Consider the following 14,489-nt stretch of genomic DNA (forward strand, 5'->3'; position numbering starts at 1 on the left):
GCTATCATAAAGTATCATTGTTTTATTCTTATCATTGCAGGAAAGAGGAATCATGGATACAGAACCGGTGAAGGATGAAAAACAGGGCGGAGAGATTTTGTTTGACATCCGTCATTTGACACATACCTTCGAGACAGAGGAAGGAAAGAAATTTGATGCCCTTTCCGATGTAACGGCCACCATAAAGAAGGGGTCCTTTACGGCCATCATCGGGACGAACGGCAGCGGGAAATCCACGCTGGCCAGGCATCTGAACGCACTGCTCATTCCTACGGACGGGGAAATCTATGTGGAAGGCATGAAGACCTCCGGTTTTTCCCATATCTGGGATATCCGGCAGAAGGTGGGCATGGTTTTCCAGAATCCCGATAACCAGCTGGTAGCGGCTATTGTGGAGGAAGACGTGGCCTTCGGTCCGGAAAATATCGGTGTTCCTCCCGATGAAATCCGGAAGCGGGTGGATGTGGCCCTGGAAAAGGTGGGGATGACTGCCTACCGAACCCATTCTCCCGCCATGCTCTCCGGCGGACAGAAGCAGCGGGTGGCCATTGCAGGAATCCTTGCTATGCATCCGGACTGCATTGTCCTCGATGAACCGACGGCCATGCTGGACCCGAAGGGGCGGAAAGAGGTCATGGACACAGTGCATGACCTGAATGAGAACGAAGGCATTACCATCGTCCTTATTACCCACTTCATGGAAGAAGCGGTGACCGCGGATCACGTGATGGTCATCGACAAAGGTCACCTTCGCATGGAGGGGACAGCGAGGGAGGTATTCTCCCAGGCAGAAAAGCTGAGGGCCCTGGGCCTGGATGTGCCGGTGGCGGCAGATCTGGCCTATGGCCTCCGGAAAAAGGGATTTACCATTCCGGAAGATTGTTTGACAGATGAGGAGCTGGGAAAGGCATTATGTCCATATGTGTCGAAAATGTAAGCTGCGTATACAGCAAAGGCTCTCCTTTTGAAAAGGTGGCTCTGGAAAATATCAATCTTACCATCGAGCCCGGAGAGTTTGTCGGTATCATCGGCCATACGGGTAGCGGGAAATCCACCCTTATCCAGCACCTGAACGGGCTCATCCATCCTACCACAGGCAAGGTCACCATCGATGGGGTAGACCTGGCGGCAAAGACGAAGGAAGCCGTGGCGAAGCGCCATTCGGTGGGAATGGTTTTCCAGTATCCGGAACACCAGCTCTTCGAAGAGACCGTGGCCAAGGATATCGCCTTTGGCCCGAAAAACCTGGGCTGTGATGAAGAGGAAACGGAAAAACGAGTGAAGAGTGCTATGAAATTTGCAGGCCTCGATTATGACACCTACGGCGGCCGGTCTCCCTTCCGTTTGTCCGGCGGCCAGCAGCGGCGTGTAGCCATTGCCGGCGTCATTGCCATGCATCCGGATTTCCTGATTCTCGATGAACCGTCGGCGGGGCTGGACCCCATCGGACGGCGTGAAATTTTTTCCCGTATCCAGAGCTGGTATAAGAAAGGTGTATTTTCGGTTATCCTTGTTTCCCATAATATGGATGATATCGCCCGTCTGGCGACCCGGCTCCTTGTGATGCACAAGGGACACCTGGTCATGGATGGGAAGCCTATGGATATATTCCTTCATCATCGGAAAGAGCTCCAGGAGTGCGGCGTCGATGCGCCGCCCCTTACCCAGACCCTCCTCCACTTGAAGGACATGGGCATTCCGGTGCCGGAAGAAGCGAAGACCGTGGAAGAAGCGGTGGATAAAATGAGCAGGATGCTGGGAGGTAAGAAATCATGTTAACAGATATCACCCTCGGCCAGTATTATCCGGGAGATTCCTTCCTGCACAGGATGGACCCCAGAGCAAAAATCCTGTGTACCATGATTTTCATCGTGGCTATTTTCCTGGCCAATAATCTCTGGTCCTATATTCTGGTGGCAGCCTTTACCTTTGCAGCCATCGCCATGTCCGGGGTGCCGGTTTCCCTGATCTGGAAAGCCATCAAGCCCTTGCGGATTATCCTGGTTTTCACACTGGCCATCCATATTTTCACGACCCCCGGTACGGAGCTTTTCAGCTGGAAGTTTATCCATATCAGTGAAGAAGGCATACGAAACGGCATTATCATGACACTTCGCCTCGTATTCCTTATTGCCTTTTCTTCGCTCTTGACATATACGACGAGTCCTATCGTTCTCACCGATGGCATCGAAGCCCTGCTCATGCCCTTCCGCCGCTTCGGCGTACCGGCCCATGAACTGGCCATGATGATGACCATTGCTCTCCGCTTCATTCCGACCCTTCTGGAAGAAACGGACCGCATCATGAAAGCCCAGTCCTCCCGGGGAGCGGATTTTGTGAACGGTAACCTCTGGCAGCGGGCAAAGAACATGGTGCCCCTGCTGGTACCCCTCTTCATTTCCGCCTTCCGGCGGGCTGATGACCTGGCGACTGCCATGGAAGCCCGGTGCTACCGCGGCGGCGAAGGCCGGACGAAGATGCACCAGCTGAAGTACACCTGGCGGGACAGGAACGCGTTCCTCGCTGTCATCGTGGTGACAGCGGCCCTGCTGGTACTGTACATTCTTTTCAAGTAAAACTGTGGATGATAAAAAGTCTGTGAAATTTTTTCACAGACTTTTTTATGAGGAAATACGGCTGGAATCCCAGGTACGGGGAATCAAGGCTGCTGACTTCCGGAAAAGCTACAGTCCGTCGCACGGGTACGCGGCCATATAAGCACCATGGAACTGCGGAATCTCAATGCTCAGCTCTCAATTCATTTTTATAAGGAGAATTATGAAAAATATCTGGATTACCCTATCCTATGATGGTACCATCTATGGTGGCTTCCAGCGCCAGGAGAACCGGATGACGGTGCAGGAAATGGTGGAAAACTGCATCATGGAACTGACCGGGAAGAAGACGACCCTCTACTTCGTAGCCCGCACAGATGCCGGTGTCCATGCCTACGGGCAGGAGTGTACGTTTTATACGGATTCCACCATTCCCGGAGACCGGTTCATTTATGCCATGAATGCCCGCCTGCCCTATACTATCCGCGTCACCGCCAGCCGGGAGATGGATATGGATTTCTCCGTGCGCCGCAGAAATTTCGGAAAAACCTACGGATACCTTCTTTCCGAAGAACGGGAGGCATCCCCTTTCCTGAAGCCCTATGTATGGAGGACGGGGAAAAAGCTGGACCTTTCCCGGATGGAGGCCGCGGCCCGGATATTGGAAGGAACCCATGATTTCACCTCATTCCGAGGAAATAATTCGGTTCCTTCGGACCCGGTCCGGAAAATTTATGAAATCCGGATTTTGAGGGACGGCCCCTTTTTCCGCATCTATGTGACGGGGGAGGGGTTCCTGTACCACATGGTGCGAAACATTGCCGGTGCCCTGGTAGATGCGGGGACCGGCGCCCTGACGCCGGAAGATATCAGGCGGATCCTGGCTGCCAGGGACCGGAGGCAGCTGGGCATGACGGCGCCGGCGGAAGGACTCTGCCTCCTTCGCGTCTATTTCAGACCAATAATGAAGGAAGATGTGGATGAGACCCTCCGCATGCCCCTCTATCCCTGGTGTCGGTGACAGGGCCTGCAGTCGGTTGAAAGCTTTGCCTGTGGGGGGTCCTTCAGACCATGGCCTTGCCACCCATGGCGGCTGCCGCTGCCTTCTGCCCTGGCGGATTTCGTTTTCACACTTTGGTATTTCTTTGATACACGGCATTCTAAACGTTTCAATCGTTTGATACCTTCTGTTCCAATGGAGCTGAAAAAAGTATATAATATATACAAAACGCAAGAATCATATAATTATAAGAACATGCCTGCAGGAGGTAATGAGAACCATGGCTCTGGATAAGAAAGAGCGAATCGGAAGAGCAGCGGCCCGGCTGTTTAAAGAGAAGGGATATACCGGCACATCCCTCCGGGATATCAGTCGGGAAGCGAAGGTCAATGTGTCTTCCATTTCCTATTATTTTGGCACAAAGGAAGCCTTGTACAGGGAACTTTTTCCGGAGGGGGAGAAGGATAAGGAACCGGACACGAAGGAACAGATCGAAAATGCGGCGATCCGCCTTTTCGCTTTCCGAGGGTATTCGGATGTATCCATTCGGGATATAGGGAAGGAGGCTGGCGTGAACAGTGCGGCCATTTCCTACTATTTCGGCGGTAAAAAGGAACTGTATGCGTCTATCCTGGAACGGGGATCGGCGCTGCTGGTGGATTTCGTAGAAAGTGCAGCCGATGGGAGCCACAGTCCCACGGAAATCATGGAAATGTACTCCCATTTCTTCTTCCGCCTCATGAAGGAACATCCCTATATTCTCCGCATCTTCTCCTGGGAAATGATCCATCCCACCGAGGTCTTCGCATCCATCGGGAAAGAGCGGTTTGCCATGGTACTGGTTGTGCTCCGGGCGGCCCTGACAGAGGGCATGGAGCAGGGGTGTTTCCGGAAGGACCTGAAGCCCACGGAAGTCTGCATTTCCTGGGCCGGTATGGTGGCGTACTACTACCTGATGAACGAAATCAAGAAACGGTTCGATGTGAAGGAGGATATTTCTGAGGCATCCTATATGAACCAGGCCTACGATGTGCTTATGAACGGTATCCGGGCTAAAAAGAAATAATTTTTGAGACTGTATTCAAAGAATCATGCATAACATAGCATGGTTCTTTTATTTATATAAATTATATATCTGAATAATCCGGAAGAATAATTTAAAAAGTATAGAAAACATGAAATTCTATCTTGAAATTTATGGAATGTCTGAATAAAATAAAAAACGTAGTTTGTATTACCGGAGATGGCCGAAGGGGGTCTCCATTTTCTATGGCGGTGATGGGCCATAGATGCAAGTGGGAAATGGGAGTTTGCTTATGGCAGAACAGAATCAGGAAATGCACGAAAACCTGGAGCGGGGACTGAAAAACCGCCACATCCAGCTCATTGGCCTTGGCGGGGCTATCGGCGTCGGTCTTTTTCTAGGATCCGCCACCGCCATTGAACTGGCGGGACCGTCGGTGCTGCTTACCTATATCATCGGCGGCATTGCCATTTATTTCATCATGCGGGCTTTGGGGGAACTATCTGTGGCTTACCCGGTGTCAGGGGCCTTCAGTGCCCATGCGGCCCGGTTCCTGGGACCGAAATGGGGCTATCTCACCGGATGGACCTACTGGTACATGTGGATGGTCACCTGTATGGCGGAACTTACGGCCGTAGGTATTTATATGAACTTCTGGTTTCCTGACCTGCCCCGGTGGATTCCGGCTCTGGCGGCCCTGGCTATTATGACGGCTGTCAATTTCATTGCCGTTTCGGCGTACGGGGAATTTGAATTCTGGTTTGCCCTCGTGAAGATTCTCACCATTATTTTCATGATTGTTACCGGTGGCGCCATGATCCTCTTCGGCCTTGGCAATGACTGGGAACCCGTGGGGCTTGCAAACCTCTGGAGCCAGGGAGGCTTCTTCCCCAACGGCATCAGCGGCACTCTCCTGGCCCTGGTGATGGTCATGTATTCGTACCTGGGTATCGAAATCATCGGTGTTACTGCCGGCGAAGCCCATGACCCGAAGTCCACCATCAAGAAGGCCATTGATGAAGTGTTCTGGCGTATCCTGATTTTCTACGTCCTGTCCCTGGGCGTAATCATGGCCATCTATCCCTGGAATGAAATCGGACACATGGGCAGCCCCTTTGTCCTCACCTTCCAGAAACTGGGGATTTCCAGTGCCGCTGACATTATCAATATCGTGGTCATTACGGCGGTCCTTTCTTCCTGCAACAGCGGGCTCTTCAGTTCCGGCCGCATGCTGTACAACCTGTCTCTCCAGGGTAATGCACCGAAGTGTTTCCAGACACTGAACCGTCATCGCCTCCCCTGGGTGGGCATCGCCTTTTCTTCCGGCATCCTTCTCATTGCGGTGGCACTGAATTACGTGATCCCATCCCAGCTTTTCGTCTATGTCACCAGTGTAGGTTCCTTTGCGGCTTTGTGGACCTGGTTCGTCATCTTGAGGACCCAGCAGAAATTCCGGGCATCCCTGTCGGAAGAAGAAAAGAAGCTCCTTACCTACAAGATGCCCTTTGCTCCCTGGTCGGGATACCTTACGATCCTGTTCCTGGCGGCCGTGGTGGTGGCCTCCGGCTTCCGGGATGACACCCGTGTGGCTCTCTACGTGACGCCCATCTGGTTTGCTATCCTTCTCATCGGATACCATTTCATTGAAAAACACAAAGGAAAAACCGAAAGAAAAGGGGGTCTCCGGGAAGAACCGGAACCGGCCAAAGAGCTGGCTGCTGGAATATCTGAAATGAAATAAAACCGTACTATGGGAATGGGGCTAAAGGTAGTGGGTGAACGGGTAACGCGATGTTCACCTGCCGCCTTTAGCCCCATTCAGCAGCTTGATTGTCCCCTGTCCATTCTTCCCCCAGCTTATCTCTTGACAATCCCCGGCCCATTGACTACAATGGACTCAATACAAAAAAAGTGCTGATGGAAAAAAGTACGTGCCTTGAAGTTTCAAAGAGAGTCGGCCTGTGGTGAGAACCGGCAGCGGAGGGGCAGAGAAGTTCTTTCCGGAACTGCACGGCTGAAAAACAGAGTAGGCTGTGACGGTGGCCTCCGTTATGGGCATTGAGCTGATCTGATGAAGATAATTTGGGTGGTACCACGGATAATCCGTCCCTTGGGTACCACCCTTTTGTGTTTATTCAGGTAAACAGGGTGGTACCGCGATGTGTCCCGTCGTCCCTTGTCCGGAAACGGACAGGGGACTTTTGTTTTCTGCTTACACACGAGCATAGGAGGATGGGAATATGAAAAGAGCAGCGAAATGGGGAGCGGCCGTTATGACAGCGGCCCTTCTACTGGCAGGAGGCACAGGCGCCTGGGCGGCGCATCTGGAAGATATTGCAGCGAGGGGGACAATCCGTATCGGTACCACCGGCGATTACCGGCCCATGTCCTATAAGGATCCGGCTACCGGGACCTATGAGGGATTTGATACGGAACTTTCCCAGAAACTGGCGGACAGCCTTCATGTGAAGGTGGAATACGTGCCCACCACATGGAAGACGCTCACCGCTGATACGGAGACAGGAAAATTTGACCTTGCCCTCTGCGGTATTACGAGAACCTTTGACCGGGAAAGGGTGATGGCCATGTCCGATGGATACCTTCTCTTCGGGAAGACCATCCTTTGCCGGAAAGGGGAGGAGGGAAAATATAAATCCCTGAAGGACCTGGACCGGCCGGAAGTGAAGGTCATGGTGAATCCCGGCGGAACAAATGAGAAATTCACAAAGGCAGAACTTCCTCATGCCACCCTTCTTATTCACGAGAAGAATGCGGAGATTCCTTCCCTCATAGCGGAAGGAAAGGCGGACATCATGATTACGGAAACCATGGAAGCAAGGCGGTACGTGAAAATGAACCGGAAACTGGCAGCACCCCTGGTGGATTCCCCTTTTACGAAGAGCCGGTTCGGCGCTCTCATGGCGAAGGGGGACCAGGAATTCCTGAATTACGTCAATTTCTTCCTGGCTGAAATGGAAACCAATGGTACCATGGAACAGCTGGAAAATAAGTATATTCGTTAAAGATAGAGAAGCATAGGAATAAGGGAGGAAATGAAATGAAAAAGTGGATGAAAATCGGGATGACAGCAGCATTGGCAGCAGCGGCACTGGTTTACGGAGGGTGCGGCAGCAGTGCGCCGAAGCAGGCAGCGGGATCTGCCAGTGGTAAGATGGTCATCGGTGTGGTACAGATTGTACAGCACGGATCCCTGGACCAGGCCAATAAGGGCTTTATTGATGGTTTGAAGGAACGGGGGTATGGGGAAGATAAAGTTCAGTTTGACCAGCAGAACGCCCAGGGAGACCAGTCGAACCTGAAGACCATTGCGTCCCGGTTCAAGTCGGAAAAGCCGAAGCTCATCTGCGCCATCGCCACTCCGACAGCCCAGGCCGTGGCCAATGAAATCAAGGATATCCCCATCGTGGGCACCGCTATTACGGACTATACCACCGCCAAGCTCGTGAAGAACGATGAGCAGCCCGGCGGCAATGTCACCGGTGTCAGCGACCTGGCATCCATTGACGCCCAGATGGATCTCGGACGGCAGCTGGTACCCAATACGAAGACCGTAGGCCTTATTTACAGCTCCAGTGAAGTGAACAGTGAAGTCCAGGCAAACATGATGAAGGACTACTGCAAGAAGAATAACCTGGCCGTGGAGGAACGGACGGTAAACAGTGTCAACGATATCCAGCAGGTGGCGGAATCTCTGGTGGGCAAGGTGGATTTCATCTATGTCCCCACCGATAATACACTGGCTTCTTCCATCCCCACACTCATGAAGATCACCGATGCCAATAAGATTCCTGTCATCGTAGGGGCTGATATCATGGCCAAAGATGGGGCCCTGGCTGCCCTTTCTGTAGATTACTACAAGCTGGGCGTCCAGACCGGCCACATGGCAGCGGATATCCTGGACGGCAAGATTAAGCCGGAAACCGCAGCTATCCAGCACCAGAAGGAATACACCATCGTCATCAATAAGAAGGATGCAGACATTCTGGGCATCAAGATCCCCGATGAAATCGCGAAGAAAGCACAGCTCGTGTAATGGGCAATAAAAAAACAGCAGCTTCGGCTGCTGTTTTTTATTGCCCTCTATGGTGCGCCGTCAGCCGGATTCATTGGCAGCAGGCCTTTTAGCTGATGAAACGTCTCTACCATATTTTGGCGCAAACAATAGCAGTCTCAAATTAATGAGTGCTTCCTTAACACTGCGCCTGTACGGACGCTCGCTGCTCCCGCCATTTTCCCGCAGAAAACCATAAAAACTAATGCATTATACAGGGAAATTTGTTATACTATTACACAGGTATATCCTTTTTTTCAAAAACAGGAAAATATACCGAAAATACTGTAAAGAAGGCGGGGCTATGTCAGCAATCAAAGAAAGATTAGCCCATGTAATGGACCGGATCGAAGAGGCCAGAAAACGGTCTCCCTGGCACCAGGAAGTGACACTGGTAGCGGTGACGAAATTCCATCCTCTGGAGGATATGGAAGAGGCCATCCGTCTGGGAGTTACCCAGGTGGGAGAAAATCGGGTCCAGGAAATGGAACAGAAGTATAAAGCCCTTACGCTTCCGGTGACCTGGAATCTGCAGGGCCATTTACAGAAAAATAAGGTGAAAAAAGCGGTGGCCATGGCGGACCTGATCCAGTCCGGCGATTCTTTGGAAATTCTGGAAGAAATCAACCGGCGGGCCGGGGAAATCGGCAAAGTGCAGGATGTACTCCTGGAATTCAATATTTCCGGAGAAGAATCGAAGCATGGTATTCCACCGGAAAAAATGGAAGAAACCATCCGGAGGGTCAAAGAACTGCCCCATATCCGGGTGAAAGGACTCATGTGTATGGCACCGAACTATGAGGACGTGGAAAAGACGCGCCCCGTATTCCGGAAGGCCCATGCCATGTGGGATGAAATGAAGAAAAAGTTCCCGGAAGGGCAGATTTCCTTTCTGTCCATGGGGATGACCCATGATTTTGAAATTGCAATCGAAGAAGGAGCCAATATGGTTCGTATTGGCACAGCTATTTTTGGTGAGAGACAGTACCATCAGGAGGAGAGCAAAGCATGAGCTTACTTGATAAATTTAAAGACCAGTTTGTAGACCGTGACGAGGACGAAAGAGAAGAAGATCTGGGAGAGGAGGAAGAAGCACCGGTCAATCCGGCAGCTCCTGTACCGCCCCGTACAAATGCCGTGAATAATCCGGTAAGAGGTATCGGCCGTACCGCAGCTCCCCGTCAGGCAGCCAAGCCCTATACCATGGTGGTAGTAAATCCCAAGAGCTATGGGGATGCGGAAAAAATCGGTGACCACCTGAAAGCCATGCGTCCGGTGGTGATGAATATGGAAAAGACCGATGCCGATGAAGCACAGCGGATCGTGGATTTCGTACAGGGAATCATGTATGCCCTGGACGGCCGGATCGACCAGATTTCCGAAAATATTTACCTCTGCGCGCCAAATAATATGAGCGTTTCCCGTGAAAATTTTGCTGCTTACCAGGGGGACCAGCAGGCCCCGGCAGCACCGCAGTGGAACGCGGGAGCTCCCCAGGGCCAGGGAACTGAGGCCCACGAAGGCTGATGTCCTTCCTTACTAAGGGAATCCGCTGGCTGAAAAGCCAGATGGATGACCCGGTAGAAGAGGAAAGCTACGAGGAACCGGAAAGAGAAGAGGGCGAGGATATTCCCGGGCCAGGCGCGGTGCCCGCAAGGACTATCCGGCCTCTTGAGGTAGATATCATAGTTCCGGGATCCTATGGAGATGCCCGCCATGCGGTAGATGCCCTGGAACGGGGGATGACCGTCATGGTCGTGCTGAATGATAATGTGGATGATGAAGTGGCCAGCCGTTTCGTGGATTTCATGAGTGGCGCTGTTTACATGGCTCACGGGGACGTGATGCTCCTGAATGATGATGTGCTTATCTGCGTGCCCTCTACCGTGGATATCCACGAAGACAGACTGGCATTTGTATCAGGCATTCCGACCTGGAAAGGACCGTAGGAATGAAGAAGATTCTGATCATCGGCTGCGGGGCTATGGGGGGAGCCATTCTCTCCGGCTGCCTCGCCAAGGGGCTTTGGAACAAAGAAGACGTATATGTGAAAGAGCATTCAGAAGAGGCGTCTAAGGCAAAAGCTGCGCGGTATGGCGTCCATGCATCTACTGATGGAAGTGAAGCGAAGGAGGCGGACCTTGTCCTCATCGCTGTGAAACCAAACGTGGTGCCGGAAGTGCTCCATGAAATATCCCGGTACCAGCCATCCCGGGTTCTTTCAATTGCGGCAGCAGTGACCCTGGAGTCCCTGGAAAATGGACTTCCCAAGGACACGGAGGTGATCCGTGTCATGCCGAATACGCCTGCTTCTGTGGGAGAAGGTATGGCAGCCATTGCACCGGGAACAAAAGCGTCCCCTGCCTTTATCCGGGAAGCGGAAGCTGTTTTCTCAGCTCTCGGCAGGGAAGCGGTGGTGACGGAACGGCAGCTCGATGAACTGGGTGCCCTTTCCGGTGCCGGTCCGGGATATGCTTTTGTCATTATTGATGCTTTGGCTGATGCGGGAGTTCTTATCGGACTGCCCCGGAAGCTGGCCATCGAAGCGGCGGCCCAGACCCTTTACGGCGCTGCAAAGATGGTGCTGGAAACGGGGAAACATCCCGATGAACTCCGGGACCAGGTGACCAGCCCCGGCGGCACCACTATTGCCGGTATTTATGCCATGGAACAGAAGGGCCTTCGAGGCGCCCTCATGGACGGCGTCAAGGCGTGCCTGGACAAATCGGACCAAATGGCAGGAAAGTAAGGATTTCCTGATTTCCTGAAACTATACTAGAGAAGAGAATGGAATGAAAGATAGAGAAAAAATCCTTCGTTATTTTACGGCTTCCGGCGATGAAGCCAAAGATATGGCTATCCGGCTTCTGGATATTGCGGACTCCGTAGACCGGGGCAGGCCCTTTGCCGTGGGACCTTTCATGGCTCCCTTTTCCCGGCAGATCGGCCAGACCATTGCGGCCCATATGAAGACAGTGGTGGCGAAAAGCTTTGGCGGTTACCACGAAGCGGAACGGGTGAAAATCGGATTTACCCGCTCCGATTACGACGGCCCCGTGGACTTCGGCGTAAGCCTTCTTTCTGTGACCTGGGATGGCCGGTACCGTCTTATCGGCCACCGGGACGTACTGGGGTCCCTCATGGGTCTTGGCATTGACCGGTCCGTGCTGGGGGATATCCTCATGCAGGGCGCCGGGTGCCAGGTGGTGGTGGACAGCACCATGAAGGACTGGCTCATGGACAATTTCCATAAGGTGGCCATGGTGCCGGTGAAGGTGGAAGAAATTCCCCTTTCCGAAATCCAGCCGCCTAAGCAGACTGCCAAGGAAGTACGGGCTACGGTGGCTTCCCTCCGCCTCGATGCGGTGGGGGCCGCAGGCTTTGGTATTTCCCGGTCCAAAATGGTGCAGGCCGTGGAGGACGAACGGACGGAAGTGAACTGGCAGCTGGCCAAAAGTCCCTCCCAGACTGTGAAAGCGGGAGACATCATCAGCATCCGCGGCCGGGGCCGGATTGAAATTGTAGAGGAAACCGGCATGAGCCGTAAAGGCCGGACTGGCCTTTTGATTCATAGATTTAAGTAGGGAAAACGGGGCACTGTTTTTCCTGCAGGTTAAAGGAGATATTTGTATGATTACACCGATGGATATACATAATAAAACATTTTCCCGCCAGATTCGCGGCTATTCCCAGGACGAAGTCAATTCCTTCCTGGAAGAACTGGCCCAGGACTATGAACGGATTTACCGGGAACATCGCGAGATGGAAGAAGAAATGGACACCATCAAAACGAAGCTCCGCAACTATGAAAAGATGGAAGAAACCATGTCCAATACCCTGGTCATGGCTCAGGAAACGGCAGACAATGTCAAGAAGAACGCCCATAAGGAAGCAGAGCTTTCCATCCGGGAAGCCCAGAATGAGGCCCATAAGATTGTATCTGACGCAGAGACTGCCCGCCGCAAGATGAATGCGGATATCCTGAAGACCCAGGGCGACATGAACCTGTATATTGAAAAGCTCCTTTCCAATTTCAAGTCGGCCCTCTCCCTCATTGAAGCGGCCAAGGCAGCCCAGGCTCCCCAGCCTGTAGAAGACGGCACAGCACCGAAGGCAGCTCCTGCACCGGAAGCAGCACCGGCCGAAGCTCCTGCTGAAGAAGCAGCGCCTGCGGAAGAACAGGCACCGGAAACGGCAGAAGCACCGGAAACGGCGGAAAAAACAGAGGAGACTTCCGCAGAAAGCGGAGAAGGACAGGCAGCTGGCGTCAACCTCTTCGACCAGGCTGCAGCTACCGTAGCTCCGGCGGAAGAAAAGGAAGCCCCCGCAGAAGAGGCGGCTCCCTCCGAAGAAAATAAGGAATAACCTATGGAAGAAAAACAGTACGTCACGGAATGGGCCAATGAAAATCTGGGGCTTACTTTGAAAATTACGAAAATGGTCCATGAAGAACAGAGCCCCTTCCAGCATATCCAGATAGCCGATACTCTCCAGTACGGACGCATCCTGATCCTGGACGGCGTATTCCAGACCTCCGTGAAAGATGAATGGACTTACCATGAAATGATTTCCCATGTGCCGCTCATGATGCATCCCCACCCGGAACGGGTGCTCATCATCGGTGGCGGCGATGGCGGCGTGGCCCGTGAAGTGTGCCGCCATGACTGTGTGAAGCAGGTGGACCTCTGCGACATCGACGGCCGGGTGATTGCCCTTTCCCAAGAGTATTTCCCCACCATTTCCAAAGTGCTGAATAATCCTCCCGCAAAGCTTCACGTCCATGTGGGAGATGGCATTGCCTTCGCAAAACAGGTGAAGGACTTCTACGATGTCATCATCATCGACTGCTCCGATCCCATTGGACCGGGAGAAGGATTGTTTACGAGAGACTTCTATCGGAGTGCCTTTTCCGCTCTCCGGGAGGATGGCCTTATCGTGCAGCAGACGGAGTCTCCCATCGTACAGCAGCAGACGGTGCATGACGTCTTCGAAGCCATGAATGACGTATTCCCCATCGTCCGCATGTACTATTCCCATGTCCCCATTTACCCGGCCTGCATGCATTCATTCATGCTGGCATCTAAGAAATACGACCCCCTTACGGCGGACATCCGTAAAGACATGCCCCAGCCTATGAAATATTACAACCCGGGCATCCAGAAGAGCTGCTTCGTCCTCCCCAATTTCGTGAAGGAACTGCTCTATAAAGGAATAAAGAGTTTCTGATATATTGAGCTTTGCCGTCAGGCAAAGCTCTTTTCATTTAAGCTGCTGGAAATGGAAAGGGACCGAAGGGTGACGTCTGACAGCGACTCAAAATGTCCTGTATAGGGTCTTCGAGTCCGAATAAACTGGCGTACATTAAAGTACTTTCCTTATATAGCTAAAGGGGGATGGTTTCACCTGGGAAAAAGGTCATATTTCTCTTATAGTCAGCGGCTTCGACGCTTCCCCGACTGACTCTACTCACATTCAATATCTCGAGCGGCAGCAAGGGGACCTGAGTCGCTGATAGCCGTGCTGTAGGGAGCCGTAGGCGACCGAGAATCCGATGGCACAATTCCCCTCGGGTGTGAGCATTCTTAATGATTCAACATTTAAATATTGCTACAGCTGCGATGAGCCCCGAAATCTTTCAGAAAAATGATGGTGACCGTATTTTCTGAAGAACTGAGATTTGAGGCTATCGGCTGCGCCACAGGCTGGACCTCAACTTTTAAATCTCAATTCTTTACTATTCAGACACCACAAAAACACGGAATCTTTTGCCGGACCCCATCATACATCGAAGGCCGCCATGAATCAGGCATCAGCGCATTAGCAAGGAAGAAGATTGGT

At 52.4% G+C, this 14,489-nt stretch carries 16 protein-coding genes and 1 other annotated feature; all 16 genes read left to right on the forward strand.

Annotated features, from left to right (window positions below):
- Positions 1-52: 52 nt before the first annotated feature.
- On the forward strand, positions 53-937 hold the full coding sequence (locus QZR21_RS02035) for an energy-coupling factor transporter ATPase (protein ID WP_296096688.1): 885 nt from the start codon (positions 53-55) through the stop codon (positions 935-937).
- Positions 913-1,779, forward strand: a complete 867-nt coding sequence (locus QZR21_RS02040; protein ID WP_296096684.1) for an energy-coupling factor transporter ATPase — start codon at positions 913-915, stop codon at positions 1,777-1,779. Before QZR21_RS02035 ends, QZR21_RS02040 begins: the two co-directional genes overlap by 25 nt.
- Positions 1,773-2,576: an energy-coupling factor transporter transmembrane protein EcfT gene (locus QZR21_RS02045; protein WP_296096682.1), complete on the forward strand. Its 804-nt coding sequence runs from the start codon at positions 1,773-1,775 to the stop codon at positions 2,574-2,576. The genes QZR21_RS02040 and QZR21_RS02045 overlap by 7 nt, the downstream gene beginning before the upstream one ends.
- A 202-nt stretch (positions 2,577-2,778) precedes the next feature.
- Positions 2,779-3,576 carry a tRNA pseudouridine(38-40) synthase TruA gene (gene truA / locus QZR21_RS02050; protein ID WP_296096679.1) on the forward strand — a complete coding sequence of 266 codons (798 nt, stop codon included), beginning with the start codon at positions 2,779-2,781 and terminating at the stop codon, positions 3,574-3,576.
- A gap of 250 nt (positions 3,577-3,826) precedes the next feature.
- Complete coding sequence (locus QZR21_RS02055) at positions 3,827-4,621, forward strand: TetR family transcriptional regulator (protein WP_296096676.1); 795 nt, start codon at positions 3,827-3,829, stop codon at positions 4,619-4,621.
- Between the two features lie 250 nt (positions 4,622-4,871).
- A complete protein-coding gene (locus tag QZR21_RS02060) occupies positions 4,872-6,320 on the forward strand; it encodes an amino acid permease (RefSeq protein WP_296096673.1) in 1,449 nt (482 codons plus the stop codon).
- A 164-nt stretch (positions 6,321-6,484) separates the two neighbouring features.
- Positions 6,485-6,693: a binding site (T-box leader), on the forward strand.
- Between the two features lie 126 nt (positions 6,694-6,819).
- On the forward strand, positions 6,820-7,602 hold the full coding sequence (locus QZR21_RS02065; protein WP_296096670.1) for a transporter substrate-binding domain-containing protein: 783 nt from the start codon (positions 6,820-6,822) through the stop codon (positions 7,600-7,602).
- Between the two features lie 35 nt (positions 7,603-7,637).
- Positions 7,638-8,633: an ABC transporter substrate-binding protein gene (locus QZR21_RS02070; RefSeq protein WP_296096667.1), complete on the forward strand. Its 996-nt coding sequence runs from the start codon at positions 7,638-7,640 to the stop codon at positions 8,631-8,633.
- Between the two features lie 322 nt (positions 8,634-8,955).
- Positions 8,956-9,663, forward strand: a complete 708-nt coding sequence (locus QZR21_RS02075; RefSeq protein ID WP_296096664.1) for a YggS family pyridoxal phosphate-dependent enzyme — start codon at positions 8,956-8,958, stop codon at positions 9,661-9,663.
- Positions 9,660-10,178 (forward strand): cell division protein SepF, encoded by a 519-nt coding sequence (locus QZR21_RS02080; RefSeq protein ID WP_296096662.1) that lies wholly within the window; start codon positions 9,660-9,662, stop codon positions 10,176-10,178. Before QZR21_RS02075 ends, QZR21_RS02080 begins: the two co-directional genes overlap by 4 nt.
- Entirely contained in the window at positions 10,178-10,600 is a 423-nt protein-coding gene (locus QZR21_RS02085) for a cell division protein SepF (protein WP_296096659.1), read from the forward strand. The genes QZR21_RS02080 and QZR21_RS02085 overlap by 1 nt, the downstream gene beginning before the upstream one ends.
- Positions 10,601-10,602: 2 nt before the next feature.
- Positions 10,603-11,400, forward strand: coding sequence for a pyrroline-5-carboxylate reductase (gene proC, locus QZR21_RS02090; RefSeq protein WP_296096657.1), 798 nt, complete (start codon positions 10,603-10,605; stop codon positions 11,398-11,400).
- A gap of 43 nt (positions 11,401-11,443) precedes the next feature.
- The gene (locus tag QZR21_RS02095; protein WP_296096655.1) at positions 11,444-12,235 is read left to right on the forward strand and encodes an RNA-binding protein; all 792 of its coding nucleotides are present in this window, start codon (positions 11,444-11,446) and stop codon (positions 12,233-12,235) included.
- A 46-nt stretch (positions 12,236-12,281) separates the two neighbouring features.
- Complete coding sequence (locus QZR21_RS02100) at positions 12,282-13,016, forward strand: DivIVA domain-containing protein (protein WP_296096653.1); 735 nt, start codon at positions 12,282-12,284, stop codon at positions 13,014-13,016.
- A 3-nt stretch (positions 13,017-13,019) separates the two neighbouring features.
- Positions 13,020-13,877, forward strand: a complete 858-nt coding sequence (gene speE, locus QZR21_RS02105; protein WP_296973513.1) for a polyamine aminopropyltransferase — start codon at positions 13,020-13,022, stop codon at positions 13,875-13,877.
- Between the two features lie 417 nt (positions 13,878-14,294).
- Positions 14,295-14,489, forward strand: a 195-nt coding sequence (locus tag QZR21_RS02110; RefSeq protein WP_296973516.1) for a hypothetical protein, incomplete at its 3' end; no start/stop codon positions are given.

It is taken from the genome of uncultured Dialister sp. (assembly GCF_900541605.1).
Classification (GTDB): domain Bacteria; phylum Bacillota; class Negativicutes; order Veillonellales; family Dialisteraceae; genus Dialister.